Source organism: Microvirga ossetica, assembly GCF_002741015.1.
GTDB classification, from domain to species: Bacteria; Pseudomonadota; Alphaproteobacteria; order Rhizobiales; family Beijerinckiaceae; genus Microvirga; species Microvirga ossetica.
Window position 1 is genome coordinate 1,262,991 of the sequence record NZ_CP016617.1, and the last position, 19,167, is coordinate 1,282,157.

Annotated in this window: 11 protein-coding genes and 5 pseudogenes; 6 read left to right on the forward strand and 10 right to left on the reverse strand. The window is 62.2% G+C overall.

Features of this window, described 5'->3' with window-relative positions:
- The first annotated feature begins 682 nt into the window (after positions 1-682).
- Positions 683-2,629 carry a PHA/PHB synthase family protein gene (locus tag BB934_RS34085; protein ID WP_099514195.1) on the forward strand — a complete coding sequence of 649 codons (1,947 nt, stop codon included), beginning with the start codon at positions 683-685 and terminating at the stop codon, positions 2,627-2,629.
- A gap of 104 nt (positions 2,630-2,733) precedes the next feature.
- Positions 2,734-2,973 carry a DUF6489 family protein gene (locus BB934_RS34090; protein WP_036359725.1) on the forward strand — a complete coding sequence of 80 codons (240 nt, stop codon included), beginning with the start codon at positions 2,734-2,736 and terminating at the stop codon, positions 2,971-2,973.
- Positions 2,974-3,139: 166 nt separating this feature from the next.
- On the opposite strand, the pseudogene BB934_RS34095 reads toward BB934_RS34090, so the two are convergent.
- The 4 genes and pseudogenes from BB934_RS34095 to BB934_RS34110 form a co-directional block, all read right to left on the reverse strand.
- A pseudogene (locus BB934_RS34095) lies at positions 3,140-3,479 on the reverse strand (enoyl-CoA hydratase-related protein); the annotation flags it as partial.
- Positions 3,480-3,737: 258 nt separating this feature from the next.
- Positions 3,738-4,325: pseudogene (locus tag BB934_RS34100) on the reverse strand (IS110 family RNA-guided transposase); the annotation flags it as partial.
- Positions 4,326-4,482: 157 nt separating this feature from the next.
- A complete protein-coding gene (locus BB934_RS34105) occupies positions 4,483-4,731 on the reverse strand; it encodes a hypothetical protein (RefSeq protein ID WP_157934485.1) in 249 nt (82 codons plus the stop codon).
- A 194-nt stretch (positions 4,732-4,925) separates the two neighbouring features.
- Entirely contained in the window at positions 4,926-5,684 is a 759-nt protein-coding gene (locus tag BB934_RS34110; protein WP_237050441.1) for a potassium channel family protein, read from the reverse strand.
- A gap of 477 nt (positions 5,685-6,161) precedes the next feature.
- On the opposite strand from BB934_RS34110, the pseudogene BB934_RS34115 reads away from it, so the two are divergent.
- A pseudogene (locus tag BB934_RS34115) lies at positions 6,162-7,031 on the forward strand (tyrosine-type recombinase/integrase); the annotation flags it as partial.
- Positions 7,032-7,148: 117 nt separating this feature from the next.
- On the opposite strand, the pseudogene BB934_RS50705 reads toward BB934_RS34115, so the two are convergent.
- Positions 7,149-8,048, reverse strand: a pseudogene (locus BB934_RS50705) (tyrosine-type recombinase/integrase); the annotation flags it as partial.
- Positions 8,049-8,319: 271 nt separating this feature from the next.
- On the opposite strand from BB934_RS50705, the gene BB934_RS34125 reads away from it, so the two are divergent.
- The gene (locus tag BB934_RS34125) at positions 8,320-9,486 is read left to right on the forward strand and encodes an IS110 family RNA-guided transposase (RefSeq protein ID WP_099514198.1); all 1,167 of its coding nucleotides are present in this window, start codon (positions 8,320-8,322) and stop codon (positions 9,484-9,486) included.
- Positions 9,487-9,779: 293 nt separating this feature from the next.
- Positions 9,780-10,775: pseudogene (locus BB934_RS34130) on the forward strand (IS91 family transposase); the annotation flags it as partial.
- Between the two features lie 631 nt (positions 10,776-11,406).
- Here BB934_RS34130 and BB934_RS34135 read toward each other — a convergent pair.
- On the reverse strand, positions 11,407-11,799 hold the full coding sequence (locus tag BB934_RS34135; RefSeq protein ID WP_157934486.1) for a hypothetical protein: 393 nt from the start codon (positions 11,797-11,799) through the stop codon (positions 11,407-11,409).
- A 594-nt stretch (positions 11,800-12,393) separates the two neighbouring features.
- On the opposite strand from BB934_RS34135, the gene BB934_RS34145 reads away from it, so the two are divergent.
- Positions 12,394-14,139, forward strand: coding sequence for a PHA/PHB synthase family protein (locus BB934_RS34145; protein ID WP_237050539.1), 1,746 nt, complete (start codon positions 12,394-12,396; stop codon positions 14,137-14,139).
- Between the two features lie 86 nt (positions 14,140-14,225).
- Here the strand turns inward: BB934_RS34145 and BB934_RS34150 are convergent, their stop codons facing one another.
- The 4 genes from BB934_RS34150 to BB934_RS34160 form a co-directional block, all read right to left on the reverse strand.
- Positions 14,226-15,086, reverse strand: coding sequence for a class I SAM-dependent methyltransferase (locus BB934_RS34150; protein ID WP_157934487.1), 861 nt, complete (start codon positions 15,084-15,086; stop codon positions 14,226-14,228).
- Between the two features lie 824 nt (positions 15,087-15,910).
- The gene (locus tag BB934_RS34155; RefSeq protein ID WP_237050540.1) at positions 15,911-16,855 is read right to left on the reverse strand and encodes a reverse transcriptase domain-containing protein; all 945 of its coding nucleotides are present in this window, start codon (positions 16,853-16,855) and stop codon (positions 15,911-15,913) included.
- A complete protein-coding gene (locus BB934_RS49600) occupies positions 16,740-17,234 on the reverse strand; it encodes a reverse transcriptase family protein (RefSeq protein ID WP_237050442.1) in 495 nt (164 codons plus the stop codon). The genes BB934_RS34155 and BB934_RS49600 overlap by 116 nt, the downstream gene beginning before the upstream one ends.
- Before the next feature lie 649 nt (positions 17,235-17,883).
- Positions 17,884-19,152, reverse strand: a complete 1,269-nt coding sequence (locus BB934_RS34160; RefSeq protein ID WP_099514203.1) for an extracellular catalytic domain type 1 short-chain-length polyhydroxyalkanoate depolymerase — start codon at positions 19,150-19,152, stop codon at positions 17,884-17,886.
- Between the last annotated feature and the right edge of the window lie 15 nt (positions 19,153-19,167).

Here is a 19,167-nt window from a genome sequence, read left to right on the forward strand (position 1 = left end):
ATCGACTAGATTGATGCTGCTCTGTCCATCTCGAAAAAGATCCCGTGACGGGGCCTCCAGCCTGCAATCGGATTATTATTTGGTGAGTCAGAGCAACTTTTGCGAAAGCTCTTCGTGAGTGGCCCGCATTCTTTAGTACCTGTTGGCCCCAGCAGCTCAGGATATTCTACCCGCCGCCAATCCCCTCAGTCACCTTGCCCGTGCCTCCGCAGGTGGCGCAGGGCGCGGAGCCGATTTGGCCCGAGCCTTTGCATTCAGGGCAGACATCCTCACCCGTCCCTGGGGTACCGGGTTCAGCCACATCTCCGGGGCTCAGTTTTGGCTTATCTTGCGTGGTCGGCTGATCCTGAGGCTTGGCCATCACTGTGCTCCCGTTTGCTGTGAACTGTCGGACTAACGCGTCAGTATTGCACGAGTTCATCAACCTGAGGCCCTGCAGGAGCGGCACAAGGTGGCTTTTTCGCGTGAACTTAATAGGCTCAGCTCACATGAACCTGTCCAGCGCGCTGGTGCGTTGTCTAATAGTCGCGCATCCGTTGTTGATGCAGGGGAAACATCAATCGCGGAGTTCTCTTTCACCCACCTCGCTCTGTAACTGCGGGATGGCAGAGCAGGAATGGGCACCTCGAGGCCACCGCGGGAAAGACTGTTTCAAGACACAAAGACACTTTGGAGGAAGCTGATGGCCGGCGACGACACTCACGAGACACAAACGCAGATGAACAGCAACGTGCCCGGGCCCGATGTGATGCTGAGACTTTGGGCCTCGTGGATGGACCAGATGTCCACCTCGGTGCAGGCGCCTGCAGAGAAGGATCGGTCGTGGTGGGAGATGACGGTCGGCAACCCCGCTTCAGGAATCCTCACCGGTGCGGCCAAGCAGTTCCAGGAGAGTCTGTCGAAGAATCCGACACTGCGTTCCATCGATCAGGTGTGGAACGCCAATCCATTGCGAGAGGTCGTCCCTGTCGATTGGGCTGAAATTACCCGGGCGTTGCGGATTGTCTGGCTCCGCTCTCTCGGGAAACCCAGGGCGGCCCAGGCCGTGGTGGACTTCAACCAGGACCTGTGGCGCTCGGCGTTGCAGATCTGGCAGGAGGCCGGACAGCGCTGGCTGGGCCTGGCAGGCCTTTCGTCGGACGATGGGCAGTCTGCTCGCTCGCCGGACAAGCGATTCGCCGCACCCGAGTGGCACACGAACCCCGCTTATCGCACCCTCAAGGAGGTCTACCTTCTCGCGTCGGACTGGCTGCTGAAGCAGTCCGACGCGGACGACGACCTGGATGAGGCCGAGCGGCAGCGCATCAACTTCCATCTGCGCCAGTTCGTGGACGCCATGAGCCCGACCCTGATGCTGATGTCGAACCCGACCGCCCTTCACAAGGCGATTGAAACGGGCGGGGCCAGCGTGGTCGCCGGCGCCCGCAATCTGATGACCGACCTCAATGCGGGCCGTCTGACCATGGTCGACGCGGAGGCTTTCGCTCCCGGGCGCAACCTTGCCCTCACGCCCGGGAACGTGGTCTACCGCAATCGCCTGATCGAGCTGATCCAGTACGCGCCCACAACGGAGGAGGTTCACACGACCCCGCTGCTGATCCTGGGGCCCTGGATCAACAAGTACTACATCCTCGACATGCAACCCAAGAACAGCATGATGCGGTACCTGGTTGAGCAAGGATTCACCGTGTTCGTGGTGTCCTGGAAGAACCCGGATGCGTCGATGGATGAGATTGGCATCGAGGATTACATGGACCTCGGCCCCCTCGCGGCCAGCGACGTCATTCGCGAGATCACCGGAAGCCCCACCGTCAACGTGATGGGGTATTGCATCGGCGGAACTCTGCTGACCATGACGCTGGCCGCCCTCGCGGCCAAGGGTGACAAGCGCTTCAACGCGGCCAGCTTCATGGTCTCGCTGCAGGACTTCTCGCGGGTGGGTGACACGGCGGTCTTCATGGATGAGCCGGCGATCGACCTGATCGAGCAGCAGATGATGGAGCGCGGCTATCTCGATAGCCGCGAGATGTCCAACATGTTCAACCTGCTGCGCTCGAACGACCTGATCTGGGCCAACGTAGTCAACAACTACCTCTTGGGCAACAAGCCGCCCGCGTTTGATCTCCTGTACTGGAACAGCGACGGCACCCGCATGACCCGGGCGGCCCATGGCTGGTATCTGCGCAACACATATGTTGAAAACAATCTGATCGAGCCGGGTAAGATCACGCTCAAGGGCGAAGCGATCGATCTCGGCCGCATTCGTCAGGACACTTACGCGGTGGGCGCGGAGAAGGATCACATCGTGCCCTGGGACGCCGCCTGGCGCGTCACACAACTGTTTGGCGGTGACGTGCGGTTCGTGCGTGCCTCCAGCGGTCATATCGCAGGGATCGTCAATCCTCCCGGTGGTAAAGGCGCCTACTGGACCAACGAGGCCGGTGATGCGCCGACCACCACCCCCGAGCAGTGGCTGCAGAGTGCAACGCGCCACGAGGGCAGCTGGTGGCCGGATTGGGCGGCGTGGCTTTCGGCGCGCTCGGGCCCGAAAGGTGCGCCGCCCCGGATCGGCAGCTCAAAACATCCGCCATTGGAGGATGCACCTGGTACTTATGTCCTGGAAAAATAGGTTGGCTGAGATCAATCGGAATGTCGATCGCGCAGCGTGATCCTGCCCGATTGACTTCACTCGGGATCGGCAGCCAATCGGTCGATGCTGGAGCAAGATGTCAGATGAAGATCACTATGGATGTTGAGTGCACGCCGGAAGAGGCGCGGGCTTTTCTGGGGCTCCCGGACGTGAAGCCCATGCAAGAGCAGCTCATGCGAGAGGTGCAGGACCGCATGACCGCGAACATTCGAGCTATGGAGCCTGAAGCCATGTTGAGAACCTGGCTGCCGGCCACCCTCAAAGGGTTTGAGCAGATGCAGGAGATTTTTATGTCGCAAATGACCGGGACAAAGCGCGAGTAAGTGGAAGAGGATTGATCAACTGCTTACAGTCGACGCCTTCATTGGCTGACGATTCCATGATGGGACGAGACCGAAATGCCGCATGCAACCGCCCGGTGACTAGGATCTTAGCATAAAGGCTAGCGTAGCACCACATGAGGCCGGACTGCTCTCATGAGATGGTCGTGGCGCTCTCAGCCGCCACCGCGAGATCGCATGTCGCGACCAGCTGACAGCCTACCGCCATGCCATGCCATGCCATGCACACGGGCGATGACCGGCACCGGCAGATTGACGATGCTTTGCATGGCTCGGCTGCATCTCGAGAATAGGGCTTCATAGTAATCCTGGCGAGGATTGGCGCGCATCTGCTTGAGATCATGGCCAGCACAAAAGGCTTTGCCGGCCGTAGCGAGAACGACGCAGCGGACGCTTTCGTCGCTGGTGATGTTATCGAACGCCGATTGCAGCGCCGCCAGCATCTCCTCAGACGACGCATTGAAGTGGACTGGACGGTTAAGAGTCAGAGTACTCCGTCCAGATCTTCCTGCAACAGGATGTCCTCGTTGGCGGCGGCAGGGATCAAGCTCATAACAATCTCCTCCGGTTAGCCTGAGATGGATATTCGAGGCATTCGGTATCTGTCTCAAGAGAATGTCCGATAATCCCTACATACTTGTCCGACATTGGCAGGATGTTGACTTTCAAATCCCCCGACGAGAGCCGTCAGTAGCGGACGGCTTAAGCGGTTGCACATTCAGACGAGGCAACAGGAAGGTCCGCTGCTGGCGCCAATCCTCAGCCAAATCAGCAATGAGGTGAACGATGCGGAGCGATAGGGCGTCAGAGTACGAACCTAGGATGCCTGGCAAGGCCTGCCGCAAGGGCGCGAGCCCCTGCCGCACGGTGATGCCGCGCTCGAGAAGGAAGCCGCGGATCTGGTTGGTCACGCCCGTGCGCTGGCTGACCAGACGCGAGCGCACCCGATGCAAGGCCAAGAGGTCCATCTGCTCGGGCGTCTTGATCGCCAAGAACGACATGGTGGGCCGCTGCACCGCCTCCGCAATGGCTTCCGCGTCGCGATAATCGTTCTTGTGGCCCTTGAGGAAAGGCTTGACGTACTGAGCCGGGATCAGGCGAACGTCATGACCCAGCGCTTGCAGTTGTCGGCCGATATGGTGGGCGCCGGCGCAGGCCTCCATGCCGATCAGGCACGGCGGGATGTTGGCCAGCCGCTGGGTGAGCTGGGCGCGGGAGAGCTTGATCCGCAGCACGATGGCGCCGCGCTCGTCCTGCCCGATGAGATGAAACGTGTTCTTGCCCAGATCGATGCCCAGGGTGGCGATCGCAGCGAAAGAAGAAGACCGTGACATGAGACGTGCTCCTTGCGTGGCTCGAAGCCCCACAGCTTACGAACAAGCGGGGCAGGAGCACGGCCGGACCATCCCATTAGCAGACCTTCCGCATAGAGAGCACGGGGCCTTTGGGACCCAAACCCGCCACAGGACTTTCATCGGCCGGCAGAGACACCTAAGGAATGAGCCACAGGATAGAGAAGAGGATCGAGAGCCCGGCCGTCACCCACCCAATCCTAAGCCAGTACCTGAAGTCCCATTCCCTCAAGTAGGGCACGTCACCATTGTCGGGAGCCAGCGGGGTCTTCAGCGCGTCCTGGAACTGCCTCCATGCGTGCCACGCGATTGTCGTGGCCACAACGGACAACCCGCCAAAGGCAAGAGCAAGGTACCAGAGCCGATCATCGAGAGCGCTGAATGTCACGCGAAACTCCGTGGAAGCAAACTGAGTCATCAACCTATCAGATCGGGCTTAGGTGCGGCCTCGCCAGTGTCCAGTCGCGGCATTGGAAGAGGCCATATGGCTGATCGGTCCCGACGGTCCATCTGCGGCGAGAGCCTCGTGCAGAGGCCATCCGTTTCGCACCTGCTTGGGTGCGACCCTCGCGCTGCGGCACATCACTCATTTTCGTTGGGGATGTTCAGCACGTGGCCGCAGGCCTTGCAGTGGACGGCGTCAAGCTCGTGGCGTTGCAGCCCGCATTGGGGGCACGGGAAGAGCACCTTGCCGCCGGGACGGAACACAGCCTGCGCCAAGCGGAGAAACAGTGTGATCCCGACGAGCATCATGAGGATCGAGAGCACTTCACCGCTGGTGCTGCCCATCAGCGTGACATCCCCAAAGCCCGTGGTGGAGAGCGTCGCCATCGTGAAGTAGAGCGCATCAATATAGTCTTCGATCTTCGGATTGATCTCACGCTGGCTGACGTAGACCAGCGCGGAGATCATGAACACGAAGACAGCGAGGTTCAGGGCAGCGTGGATCACTTCCTCGTTCCGGCGCACGGCGGCAAAGCGCCTCTTGAGCTGGCCGAGCACGTTGTAGGACCGCACGAGCCGGACCGTACGGAGAATCCGCAGAAAGCCGAGGTTGACCCCAAGCGCCGAGACGAACAGTGAGGCGATCACCACAAGGTCGACCAGCGCAGCGCCATTGTCGAGGTAGGCCATGGGGTGGCGGTGAGCGAGCATCCGACCGAGAAACTCGAGGCCGAGAAGGACCCCGAGCAGCAGATCCACCACCCGCAGCCACGTCGCGTCGGCGACAAAGGTGGTGGCCACAAAGTAGGTGATCGCGGCGAGGTCAATGGCAAGGAGACCCGCTTGGAAGGCAACTGCCGCCGGACGGTGGCCATAGAACAGGCGCCGCAGTTGCACACGAAGCCGCCCCAGCGTACTCGACCGCGCCTGCATTGGCGCTAACGCTTGGCTGACCGTGCTGCGGGCGCGGAGCGCCTGGCATGAGTTGTAATGGAGATTGTCCCTACCAGCTTGGCCATGTCCTCCCCGTCTGCCGTGGCGGCTGTTCCCTGAACTGAGAAATCATAGAAGCGCCGACGGTCAAAGGGAATGGCGGTGTAACGGTTCCACGAAGGCTTCCACCTGTGTAGAGCATTATCGGTGAAACCGGGAATTCTCCGGCCCGTTAGGAATGTCTGGTGTTCCTGCCTTTCGCGGACATTTGGTCTACTTCCGCCTCGTGCCAGAGAACGAACCCGCTCGCGCGGGAGGGCGCGCGTTTGAAGGTTGAAGCTGAGCCTCTAGCGTCATTGAGGCTGTGATCGATCAGAGGTGACGGACGCTGCTCCGCCTCCGAGCATGAAGGGTCAACCTTCAGCTTGAGAGGAGCCTCCCATGACCGTCCACCCGTCGTCTCCGGCCGGCAGCGCCTTGCGCCAGCGCATGATCGAGGACATGACCGTGCGCGGCTTCACCGAGAAGACGCAGCACGACTACATCCGACATGTGAAGACCTTCGCCGCCTTCCTCGGTCGCTCTCCCGACAGGGCCACCGCCGAGGACCTGCGCCGGTTCCAGTTGCACCAGACCTGGGCGGGCATGCAGCCTCCAGCCATCAACAGCGCCGTCTCGGCGCTGCGCTTCCTCTTCACCGTGACGCTGGACCGACCCGATCTCGCCCGCCGTCTCACGCTCGTCCGCCAGCCGCGCACGCTGCCGCTGGTGCTGAGGATCGAGGAGGTCACGCGACTGCTCGAAGCGGCGCCGGGTCCGAAGTACAAGGCTGCGCTCGGCACAGCCTATGGCGCCGGACTGCGCGTCTCCGAGATCGTGTCGCTCAAGGTGAGCGACATCGACAGCACCCGCATGCTGATCCGGGTCGAGCAGGGCAAGGGCCGCAAGGACCGCCATGCCATGCTGTCGCCGCACCTGCTCGAGCTCCTGCGCGCCTGGTGGCGGGAGGGAAGCCGCCGCGGCCTGATGCTGCCGCAGGGCTGGCTGTTCCCGGGCCGCAATCCGGTCACGCCGCTGTCGACCCGCCAGATGAACCGCGCCGTCCACGCCGCGGCCCAAGCCGCCGGGATCCGCAAGCGGGTGACGCCGCACACGCTGCGCCACAGCTTCGCCACGCATCTGCTGGAGCAGGACATCGACATCCGCGTCATCCAGGTCCTGCTCGGCCATGCCAAGCTCGAGACCACCGCGCTCTATGCCCGCGTCGCCATCACGACGATCCGCACTGTCATGAGCCCCCTCGACCGGATCTGGTTTCACCACCGACGAGATGCCGTCACCGTTCCGGAACGGTCGAAGCGGCGCGATATTGCGGAGGAACACGTGATCGCTCGGGCAGGTCGAAGGGCGGCACGCGAGGTAGGCGGCGATCGCATCCCCAACGTCTTGCGGAAGCGGCAGTCGCACCTCGTAGCGCGACTTGCCCGAGACCCTCAGCGAGCCCGTTTCCCACTCGATGTCGTCGAGGCGGAGTTGCGCCACGTCGCCGGCCCGCAGCCCGAGGCGCACCAAGAGCAGGACGATCGCGCGATCACGCCGGCGCGCAACGACTTCGCCATCACATGCGGCGATCAACCGGTTCACCTGCTCCGCCGCCAGATATCGCGGCAAGTTAGCAAGCCGCCAATGGGCATAGCCAGGAATGACATCGGCGAGACCTGCTCGGCAGCGGCCTTCGACAGCAAGATACCGCAAGAACGCGCGCAGGCTGGTCGTCAACTTCGCGATGGTTCCATTGCCGCAATGGCTCGCGCGGTTCAGGACAAAGCTGCGAAGAGCGGCTGGTTCCCACCTTTCTGGATCGTCCCCGAGCGCCGCCATCAAGTGGGCGGCGTCGCGGGCGTAGAGCTTGATGGTGGGATCGGACGCCCCGCGGTGCTTGCGCAGCCAGACTTTGAAGTGAGCCACCGGGCGCGGCTCGACACGCCGCCCTGCGGCAGCAGCGGACTGGCAGATGCCAATTTCGACAAGGTGCTGGCGAAAGAGCCTGGCGCCAAAAATGGTGTGGTGGTTGTGGCGCCCTCCCATGGCACGCGGGCATCGACAAGTGCGCAAGTGCTCGCTGAACAGCGCCAGATCAATGTCGCTGGGCATTTGCCGAGCCACGACATGGCCGAGGTGAGCTGCCGCCCGCAAATATCGCACGGCCGTGCAGGCGCTATAGCCCTGCCGCACGAGCGCGGCTGCGAAACCGTCAAGGTGTGGTCCGCTTGGGCCGCTCCGCAGATGCCCCAGCAGCTTCGAGCCTGAGAAGTACGTCTCCAACATGGTCGTCTCCGTTTGTGACCGGCAATCGGTGGCCGAGCCGACGGAGGCGCAGGACTGCGCTGTTATGGAGACAAAAAGCGCTGCAATTCACCGACAAATGTCGATCTCGGCACGCCAGCTCCCCATTACTGGATCTGCCCATAAGGCAGGTAATGGGTGACGCCCATTACCTGCCGCAACCGGCACTGCCCCAAGATCCTATGGGCTGGTGGATAGCAACCTGCCGTCAGGCAGAATGGCGGTGCTAAACCCACCCATTCTGGAGACGACAATGCAACAGCTTGCAAATCAGCCGGAACAGGCCGCTATCCGCATTGATCTTGGCGCGATCTTTGTTTCGCTGGAGCTGTCTCGATCAAATTGGCTGATTACTTCACTGTCGCCGGGTGCCGGGGAGAAGATGTCCAAGCATTCTCTGCGAGGCGGGGACGTTGCAGGCCTCCTGAGGCTGTTTGCGACGCTCCAGGAAAAGACGCGAGCCCGAACCGGTGAGTGGTTCCGGATTATTGTCATCCAGGAAGCTGGATTAGACGGCTTTTGGATCCATCGGGTGCTTCAGGCCGAAGCAATCGAGAGCCACGTGGTCGACGCCGCCTCGATCCTGGTGTCACGGCGCCGCCGGCGGGCAAAGACCGATAAGATCGACGGCGAGACCCTGGTGCGGACCTTGCTGGCCTACAAGCGCGGCGAGCCGCGGGTCTGCTCCATGGTCAAGCCACCGAGCCCTGAGGAAGAGGATCGCCGCCGAATCTGTCGGGAGCGCAAAACGCTGATCGCCGAGCGGGTGGAGCACGTCAATCGGATCAAAGGGCTGCTGTTCGCCCAGGGTGTCGGTGACTACGAGCCGCTGCGTCGCGACCGACGCGCCAGCCTCGAGGATCTGCGGACGGGTGATGGTCGCGCCTTACCTTTCCACCTGAAGGCACAGATTGTGCGTGAGCTCGACCGGCTTGAGCTGATCTTGGAGCAGTTGCAAAAGGTCGAGGCGGCGCGCGACCAACTGCTGTTGGATCGGGCCGAGATGAACGACTTGGCGCCGGTGGTGCGATTACTGCAACTGAAAGGAGTGGGCGCGGAGTTCGCCAACGTACTCTGGTCTGAAGGTCTTTATCGTCACTTCGATAATCGAAGGCAGCTTGCGGCGTACGCCGGGCTTGCGCCGACGCCCTGGAAGAGCGGGTCTATCGATTCCGAGCAGGGCGTCTCAAAAGCGGGCAATCCGCGGCTGAGAGGAACGATGGTGCAGATGGCCTGGCTTCGGCTGCGGCACCAACCAAACTCGGCCCTCAGCCAGTGGTTCAAACAGCGGGTCGAGTGCAACGGCGGGCGCCTGCGGAAATCGCTGATCGTTGCCTTGGCCCGTAAACTGCTGGTCGCCCTGTGGCAGTATGCGACGGCCGGCGTGGTGATGGAGGGTGCCGCCCTGAAGCCAGCCTGACCTGAAGCTCACCAAACGTCTTTCGTCATCTGACGGGGCCTGATCAGCCCCGGCGGATCCAGGTGGACGAACCGGCCTGGCATATGGTCTCAACAACCGCCCCCAAGAATGGTCACGTCCTCCTGAGCCTAGCCGCCGTATGCGGGATAAGGGTGCAGCCGCCCCGGAGCGGCGACCGTATGTGAGTTTGAATCGAGCCAGAAAGGCTCGAATTGGAAATAGGCTCAGCCTCGGATCCATAACAACACGAGGAGATAATCCATGAACCCGTAAGCCGCACAATCCGGTTGACGCGAGTTCGCCCATGTGAGTGTCAGGGCGCCGCGGCCCGGGACTGGCTTGCCGCGCGCCAAGCCGATCTGCTGCCGGTCGGCTACTTCCACGTCGTGTTCACGCTGCCAGCCAGGATGGCCGACATCGCCTGGCAGAACAAGGCCGTGATCTATGATCTGCTCTTCCGCGCCGCCTCCGAGACGATGCTGACCATCGCCGCCGATCCAAGGCATCTTGGTGCCCGCATCGGCCTCACCGCCGTGCTCCATACGTGGGGCTCGGCCATGACCCACCACCCGCATGTCCACATGATCGTGCCCGGCGGCGGCATCTCGCTCGATGGCAAGCGGTGGGTGGCGTGCCGGCCCGGCTTCCTCCTGCCCGTGCGCGTTCTCTCGCGGCTGTTTCGGCGGCTGTTCCTGTCAAAGCTCGCCGACGCCCATGCGGCCGGGCATCTCCAGTTCTTCGGTGATCATGAGGGCCTCAGCGACCGCCGCGCCTTTGCCACCTTCCTGGCGCCCCTGCGCCGGAAGAACTGGTTCGTCTACGCCAAGCCTCCCTTCGCAGGACCTGAGGCTGTGCTGGCCTATCTGTCGCGCTACACCCACCGCGTCGCCATCTCCAACTCTCGGCTGATCTCGCTCGACGAGAGAGGTGTCACCTTCCGCTGCAAGGACTATCGCCGCAACGGCACTGAGCGCTACCAGGTCATGACGCTCGATGCGGGCGAGTTCATCCGGCGTTTTCTGCTCCACGTGCTGCCCAAGGGCTTCCATCGCATTCGCCATTACGGCCTTCTCGCCAGCGCCGGCCGCAAAGCGAATATCCTGCGCGCCCGCGCCTTGCTCGCCGCGCCGGAGCCTGAGGCGGACTGCGGTGGCACAGATAATGCGGGCACTGCTGCGCCGACGGACCCGAAGCCGCGATGCCCCTGCTGCGGCAGCCGCATGATCGTCCTTGAGACATTCGCGCGTGGCCCCCATGCCCGTGCGCCGCCTGGGACGCAAACGCCATGAGCTCGAACCCCTCACCGGATTGCACCGCTGCCGAGCAAGCTCACCATCGGCGGCCGGAGCGCTTCGTGCCGTTGAGGTCGCGGGCCTCAGCCGCACGACCCACAACACTGCAATCATCCGCTCTTCGACGGCCGCCTCGCACCCTCTGCAGGCCTCACGTGCCCTGTCCACCGGCCGAAGACTTGCGTCCACCTCGCCAAACGCGTTTATCCGGTCACAGCGGGCCAAGCGGAATCGTCAAATCCCCATAGACCCGGAACCTGCGATCGTCATCCCGCGGGTTCGTTCCCTGGAGGCTTTCGGACGCCGGCCCCGGTGCATCTGGCTGCGCCTGTGATGGCCGGCATCCGAAACCCTACACAAAAGGCGACATACGCGGTTCGGCACTAGGTACCTACGAGGTCAATGCCAGCTTAATCTTGTGAGCCGACGATCCGTGCACAATTGATGCCAAGTCAGTATCTTTAATTGCGAGGCTTACCACTATTCGGTCTCCTCAGACCAGCATCCCAGACTGGCTCACTCTCGAAGTCCCCGACAGGGGCGCCGATCAACACCGGTATCTTGCGCGGGCTATAGGAGCCCAGAGACCACACAACGTGAATACCGGTTCAGGCATCCCGTGGTTGTCTCACGCAGCATCGCGGAACGCGGCATTCGGGTGCTCGTGCAGGAAGTGCCGCAGCGTCGAGACAAGCTGCCGAGCATGAGGAACATCGTGCTGCCGAACGGCCGCGCGAATCTCATCCATCACCATGTCGCGGATCTGTTCGCACCCGCTCTGGCTCTGGAGCAGGAAATTGCCAAGCACAGCAGCCGCGGCCTGTGAGACATGCTCGTGCTCGGCCACGACCTGGACCTCCTCGGGCGTGAGATCACAGAAGCCGATCAAATCTTCAAGGGAGATCATGTGCGCCTCCGCTACCACCGAAGGATCACTCAGTTGTACCTGATTATCCGTGGTCTTCAATCTCTGGCCTGCGGCACAGCTGCATGTTTTGTGGCCTTCCTGCTGGTTCTCCAAGCCTCCGTCTGGCGTCCATCCGCGCGCAAAGTCGCAGACCAGCCCTCCGGCCGTGATGGGTTGCGCACCTGTGAGTCAGCCGCGGTTTGAGGCTCATCGCGGGTATCTGGGAGGCTGCTTGCGGCGGATGGCACTTTCACAAGTGCCTCGCCATCGAAGACGATCTCCTCATCCACGTGGCGCGTACCAGCATGGCGAGTGCGAAGCCGCTCAGGGATAATGCCGATGCCCTCCACCTGAACGTGCACCGGATCCCCTATCGTCACCGGAGCGCGGAAGGTCAGCGTCTGAAACGGGTCAACATAGGCGGTCATGCCTCATAGCCGTGGAGCGGTGCGCCAGGGGCACAAAGCTTGGCGGCATGGCCAAGCCCAAAGCAATTGATCATTGGGCCGGGATGAACTCGCTCGGACACGGTCCGTTAAGTCAAGTTTAATATTTTACAGCAGGACTCGTGGTATGATTGACTGGGATCTCGTCCTGCGGTGGGCAGTGACAGCCTGTACTTGAGGCTTCAGAATGGGCCAGGAACAATTTGAGGCAGCACGAACCCTCGGCTTCGAAATCAGGAACCCGCAGCGTTTTGCGCACAACATGGCACGGCTGAGTGAGGAAGCAGGCAAGGCCGCCGCAGTTTTTCTGCACCCCCATGCGATCAATCTGACGCATTTCACCCTGCACGATGATCTCGCTCCAGCTCTCAAGACACTGTCTCAACTCCAACAAGCCTGGCTGCAACAGCCCCACAAGGTATTGGAAGCCCAAGTTGTACTCTGGAATAACTGTTTGGAGTTGTGGCATTCCTCGATGTGCCGGCTCATGGGACTGGAGAACGGCGACGTAAGGCCCCTTGCCGTCTCGCTGCCCGAAGATCCCCGGTTCAAGCATCCGGCTTGGTCAGAAAACCCCTATTTCGATCTGCTGCGGCAATCGTACCTGATCACCTCGCACTGGGCCGAATCCCTGGTCGATACGGCCGAAGATCTCGAACCCCACACCCGGAACAAGGCTCGCTTCTACCTGACGCAGATCATTAATGCGATTGCGCCCTCAAACTGGGTGTTCACGAACCCGGAGCTGCTGCACGAGACCTTCGCGTCCGATGGTGAGAACCTGGTGCGGGGCATGCAGCTCCTGGCCGAAGACATCGAGCGCGGGAGCGGCCACCTCAAGATTCGGCAGACCGACACGACTAAGTTCGAAATCGGCAAGAACCTGGCGATCACCCCCGGCAAGGTCATTTTCCGTAACGAATTGATGGAGCTGATCCAGTACGCTCCGACGACCGAGAAAGTCCTGAAACGGCCCCTTCTGGTCGTGCCACCGTGGATTAACAAGTTCTACATCCTCGACCTCAGCCCGGAGAAGTCGTTTGTCAAATGGGCGGTGGACCAGGGCCAGACGGTGTTCATGATCTCCTGGGTCAACCCCACCAAGGAACTCGCCCACAAGTCCTTTGAGGACTACATGCATGATGGCATTCTGGAGGCGCTGGGCGCGGTCGAGCAGGCCACCGGCGAGCGGGCGATCCATGCGCTCGGCTACTGCGTCGGTGGAACCCTGCTTGCCGCCACGTTGGCCTATCTGGCAGCGACACGGGACACCCGCGTCCAGAGTGCCACCTTCCTCACCACTCAGGTCGACTTCAGCCAGGCCGGCGATTTAAGGATCTTCATGGACGAAGAACAGGTCGCCGCGATCGAGAGGGACATGGCCCGGCACGGGTATCTAGACGGTCACAAGATGGCGGCAGCCTTCAACCTGTTGCGCTCCAACGATCTGATCTGGCCCTACGTCGTCGACGTGTACCTGAAGGGTCAGACGCCGCTGCCTTTGGACCTGCTGTACTGGAACTCCGATTCGACCCGCATTCCCGCAGCGAACCACCGCTTTTATCTGCGGCGTTGCTACATCAACAATGATCTCTCGCAGGGACGCATGAAGATCGGCGGCGTCACCCTCGCCCTCTCGAAGGTGAAGATCCCGATCTTCCACTTGGCGGCGCGGGAGGACCATATCGCACCGGCGCGGTCGGTGTTCTTAGGGGCACGGTTCCTTGGTGGTTCCGTCCGATTTGTCGTTACCGGCTCGGGCCATATTGCCGGGGTTGTGAACCCGCCGACACGGAACCGGTACCAATACTGGACCGACGGGCCGCCCGTGGGAGAGCTCGAGACTTGGCTCGAAGCCGCAGAGGAGCATCCGGGCTCGTGGTGGCCGGACTGGCAGGCCTGGAGCGAGGCACAGGACAGGAGGCAGGTCCTGGCCCGGGAGATCGGCGGCGGTAAGCTCACGCCCATCGAGGATGCGCCCGGCAGTTATGTTCGGGTGAAGAGCTGAGCACCGAGGCACCTGCCGTTGCCACTCATACGATCAGCTTCGTCGTTCAGACGGCTGTCGGCCCGTCTCGATCGCCACAGCTTCCTTCAAACACTCGATCCGCATGCCCCTGGGGCGTCGTCCAAGAGCTTCAAATGGGCGATGCCATAGGGTCGAACGCCCGTGAAGAAGCGAAACGACGACCAGAGAATGTCGTATGGCCAACCCAGCCGCTCCATCACCGGGTGGGTGTCGATCACACGCCAGTGCGGCTCGCCGAGCGACAGCTCCTCCGGGCCCGCCAGACCCCATTTGAACTCGGCCCCGAGCCGGCGCATGGACGAGTTCAGCCACGCCTGTCCCACCATCTGGGCACAGTAGTAGTCGTAGGCGAACTCCACCGGGCCGCCATTTTGTACCTCGGCGAGGTCTCGCGCCAACTGAAAAACCTGCGCGCGCTCAAGATACATCAAGAGACCTTCGGCCACCACGAAAGTCGGGCCTTGCAGATCTCCGAGGATGGAGGTCCAGCCTGCCTCTGCGACTGAGGCGCTCACGAGGCGCCTGCGCGGGTGGGGCGGGAACAGGGTGCGTCGCAACTCCGCGACCGCGGGGAGATCGACATCCAGCCACTGGAGCTGGCCGTTATCAAGGCGCTCGAACTGGGTCGATAGGCCGGACCCGAGGCTGAGCACTTGAGCGTCAGGGTGGTGGTTGAGGAAGTCGCGTAAGAGCTGATCCAAGATCAGACTGCGCTCGACCAAGCCCCGCAGCATCTCGCGATCGGCTTCGAACGGGGTGAGGTCGCAAGCAAGGCGCGCGGCGATCGCTTCGGCAGCCGGGTCAGCAAAGCCCTGGTTGGGAAAAAGGCGGCGAGCGAGCACGCGTGCGGCCAGGGGAATGAGTAAGGTCTGCTCGACGCAGTCCAGATCCGCAGTAGAGCGGCCGGTTTTCGGGCGGATGGTCAACGCCGTGCTCGCTCTCTCGATGGCGGTAGGGGCCGCCTCGGAGAGAACCTTGCTGCCCTGGCGAGCTGCCGCCGGGCATTCGCGCGATCCTGGATATTTAGATCCTGCACTGGCATAGCTTTAGCCTCTGCGGAGGCGAGGCGGGCACGCGTATCGTCCTGTCCCCTTGAAGGTGAGTTCCTGGACCATCAGGGACGAGGGCCACCAGGCTGAGAGTGCGGCCCGCCCGGTTCGGAGATGCCTCTCAGAGCAGTCTCGGCATAATGGCCGTCCTATATCACCGCGACGTCACCCAGCGAGATGATGCCAACGGGGCGCTTGTCCCTGTTCAGGACCGGCAAGCGCCGATCGGAATATATCGCGCCGACGCGGATGCACGGCCGCATGCTCATGGGTCATAGTACGCCTATCGCCCTGCCCCTACAATCTGCCGATGACTGCCCACTGGTCTGCCCCCTGGAGAGTGGTCCTCCATGACGTATGGCTTTTAAGCCGATGGTCCAATCCCCCGATGTAGTGGAAAGAAGACGGTGGTTCTGACCGAGTGGAGGCTGGACGACGAGGATGCGCCAGGGACTTGCCGATTGAGCTGACCCATTCCTGAATCTAGACCTCGGAAGGTCTGTAACGGGTCAGGTACTGCCGCTCAGCTTAAACGTGCCAAGGTCCGCTTCACTCTCCTCTTGCAGAAATTCGGCTAAGGTCAGCCTCGGTAGAGTCGAGGATGGGCGCGGTAGCTTGGGCCATTCGGCAACGCCCCGTTTCCCATCCCCTCTCATCGAACCGGACGTGCGGCGCTACCGCATCCGGCTCTCCGACTGGCTTCACTGCAAGACCCACGGCGGGGCAGTTCGGGGCAAGCGTTCCAGAGCCAGCACACCGCGCTCACCATGGATGACGTCGTAGGTGAACTGTCGGTTGCCGCGCCCCTGCACCTTATGCCGTCTGGCGAGGAAAGCGCGCACGCGCTCGGTGACGTACTGGTCCATCCCGCGGAAGGCCGGACGAGATGTCCCATAGGCGAAGTCGTTCGACCAGCCGCGCAGGGACCTGTTCAGCCTATCGCGCACTTCTTCCCATGGTTCAGTGTGGCCGGGCGTCAGCAGGTTGGCGACCTTCGTCTTGAGCCGTTGCACACTCTTCTTGGACGGGCTCGCACCCAGATACCGTCGGCCGTTCGCCTTGTAATAGTGAGGCCCGAACGAGTAGCCGAGGAAGTCGAAGCGCTCCTGGCGGGCATCCTTCAGCGAGGTCTTGGCCTCGTTGATGCTCAACCCAAGCCGTGTCATCACGGCCTTCGTCCACGTCAGCGCCTCAGCCGCACGACCGCGGCTGAGGATGACGAAGTCGTCGGCATACGAGACGACATGGGCTCGGAACGTTTCGCCGCATCCGGTCAACCGCCAATGCTTCAGGAACCGGTTCATGTAGATGTTGGCCAGCAGCGGGCTCGCGACGCCGCCCTGGGGCGTGCCTCGTGAACTGCTCTTGCCACCACTCATGCGTCGGGTTCCGTCAGCATCCCGCTCTTCGATCGGTGCCTTCAGCCACAGCCTGATCAGCCGCAGCACGGAACCGTCTGCAACCCGCCGCGCCACCGATTGAAGGAGCTCGCGGTGCGGGATCGTATCGAAGTAGCGGGACAGGTCAGCATCAACCACATCGGTGTAGCCCCGGCAGATCAGCCGGTGCACTTCCTTGACCGCATCCACCGCCCCACGTGCAGGGCGATAGCCGTAGGCATTGTCCTCGAAGTCGGCCTCGAAGATCGGCTCCAGCACGAGCTTTGCGGCGGTTTTGCACGACCCGATCCCGAACGGTGGGAATGCCGAGCGCTCGCTCGCCGCCATCCGGCTTCGGGATCGTCACCCGCCGCACCGGATCGGGCCGATACGTCTTCGAGACCAGTTCCTCGCGCACCCCCGCCAGCCAGGCCTCTAGGCCCTGCGCCTCGATCTGTTCGAAACTCATCCCGTCCACCCCTGAAGCACCCGCATTGGCGCGGGCCAGCCCGTAGGCGTGACGCAGGAGGTCGTCGCGACAGATCTTGTCGTAGAGCCCATAGAAGCGGAAGGCGGGCTGCGCCTTCGCCTTGCAATAGAGCTTTCTCTGAAGGATCCGGATCTTCTCAGGTGTTGCTAGACTCATCGCCAATCACCCTCACCTCACCATCGTCGAAAGCGCACCAGAAGTCAGGGTCCTTTGCTCCGCCAGCGTTACCCGGCCTCAGCGCTCGTATGACCCTGTCCGACTCCCGCCCTGGCCGGCGTCTTACAACACCGTTGAGGCCGCTACCCTCGCGTAGGACGGGTCTCCCCCGATTACCCGCATCACCCTTCCGACGTGCCGTGCCCACTACCCCGGCGGATCGAGCGGGTGCGTGTGTCGATTGCTTCCCCGCTCGCACGGCCTTCCCCAAATGGCAGGAGGGTCGGCATCCGCATTGTCACTTTCGAGGCCTGCTCAGGCTTCACTCACGTTACGGCCCACCGGATTGCTCAGCCGCCTTACAGCGACCTTTGTCACGAGGCTCCGGCCCGTCCGGTCGCCCGGCCGAACCGCTCGTCAGCTACCAGATCAATCGACAACTCTCTGGGTGGAATCTTCCTCCACTGGTGATCCGCGCCTTCGGGGCGCACTGCCATTTCCAGACCTTCCGCTATGGTGCAGTCCGAGATGGCGTAGCCCCTTGAGTTGGACGAACGAAACTCATGAGGTCCAATCTGGGCCCACCCGTATGGTCGCTCTCAAATCAAAGCCCGCCAGATCACAACGAGGATTGGCGGGCTCTTTGTGCTTACACGGGAGATGGAGCTTTCGGCTTTGGGTGCTCAAGGAAGAAGCGCATCATCTCGCGGCTGGCCTCGGGCCCGTGTGGCTCAGTGTAGGAACCAGTCGCACTTCCACCAGACCAAGCATGACCCGCCCCGTGGAGCACCCAATGCTCAAGCATTGGGTGTCCGCTGTCATCGCACCCGACTGTACGGGTGTAGCCTACTCCCCCTGGAGACTGCCCGCGGCTGACCGTCGTGCGGAGATCCGAGCTCGCCTTCGACTGAGCAATGACCTGATCGCCATTGACGGGGTTAACAGTCGTGTCGCGATCGCCATGGAACACGATGGTCGGCACGAGCTGATTGGTTCCACTATGATGAAGCGTTCCGCCCTGTCGCATGGCAGCGAACGCGGACGGCATGTCACGAGCCGCCCCACACGCTAGCCCGGAGTGCACCCCAACCGCCGCATAGAGGTCTGGGTAAGCCGAGCCCATGATTGCCGCGGCGGCCCCGCCGGCTGAGAGCCCAGCGACATAGATCCGTCCTGGTTCGACCGAGAAGTCGCGCATGATCTGACGCGTGATGCCGGCGATCAGCGAGGGCTCGCCCCGATCCCGCTGCTGATCGCCTGCGTTGAACCAGTTCCAGCACTTGGACACGTTGGCCGACTGGGCCTGTGCCGGATAGGCAACCAGAAACGTCTGCTCCTCGGCCAATTCGTTCATCTGCGTCCCAGCGGCAAAATCGTCCGGCGACTGGGTGCAGCCGTGCAGCATCACCACGAGCGGCACAGGCTGACCCGAGTAGCTGCTTGGGATGTAGACCTTGTAGGCACGGCTTCCCGCCTCATTGGCAAAGGACTTCTCTTCAAACCGGGCTCCCTCCGGCAGCGGGGCCGGCGCGCGGGTCGGGTCAAGCCCGACCAATCCATCGAGACCAAGCGTGGAGCCGGATTGGCCCACACGGTCGAGGAAGCCGCGTAGCGCCTCCGGCACCTGCGGATGGGCCAAGCCTCCGGCAAGACTGTCAAACGCGTTAGAAGGAGGATGCGAGGAGTCGAATTTTGGCGGGGTCCACGCCCCTCCTCCGGAGGATGGGGGCACCATATTGATGATCCGCGAGAAATGCCCCGGTGGGCGCTTGCTTGCATCTCCTGCGGCATCGCTCGGGGCGGTTGACGGATTGGCGCCCGGAAGTTCGCCCCGAAGGACCGCCATGGCTTCGGCGAGCCGGCCTTCGCGGGTGAGGCGGGTTGCCTCGAGCATATCGATATTCGCTTTTGCGTTCATGGTTTCGGTCCTGTG

Coding starts and splice junctions, on each gene's coding strand:
- BB934_RS34145 (WP_237050539.1), top strand. CDS start 12,394: ATGGCACGGCTGAGTGAGGAAGCAGGCAAGGCCGCCGCAGTTTTTCTG.
- BB934_RS49600 (WP_237050442.1), bottom strand. CDS start 17,234: ATGAGTCTAGCAACACCTGAGAAGATCCGGATCCTTCAGAGAAAGCTC.
- BB934_RS34125 (WP_099514198.1), top strand. CDS start 8,320: ATGCAACAGCTTGCAAATCAGCCGGAACAGGCCGCTATCCGCATTGAT.
- BB934_RS34085 (WP_099514195.1), top strand. CDS start 683: ATGGCCGGCGACGACACTCACGAGACACAAACGCAGATGAACAGCAAC.
- BB934_RS34090 (WP_036359725.1), top strand. CDS start 2,734: ATGAAGATCACTATGGATGTTGAGTGCACGCCGGAAGAGGCGCGGGCT.
- BB934_RS34160 (WP_099514203.1), bottom strand. CDS start 19,152: ATGAACGCAAAAGCGAATATCGATATGCTCGAGGCAACCCGCCTCACC.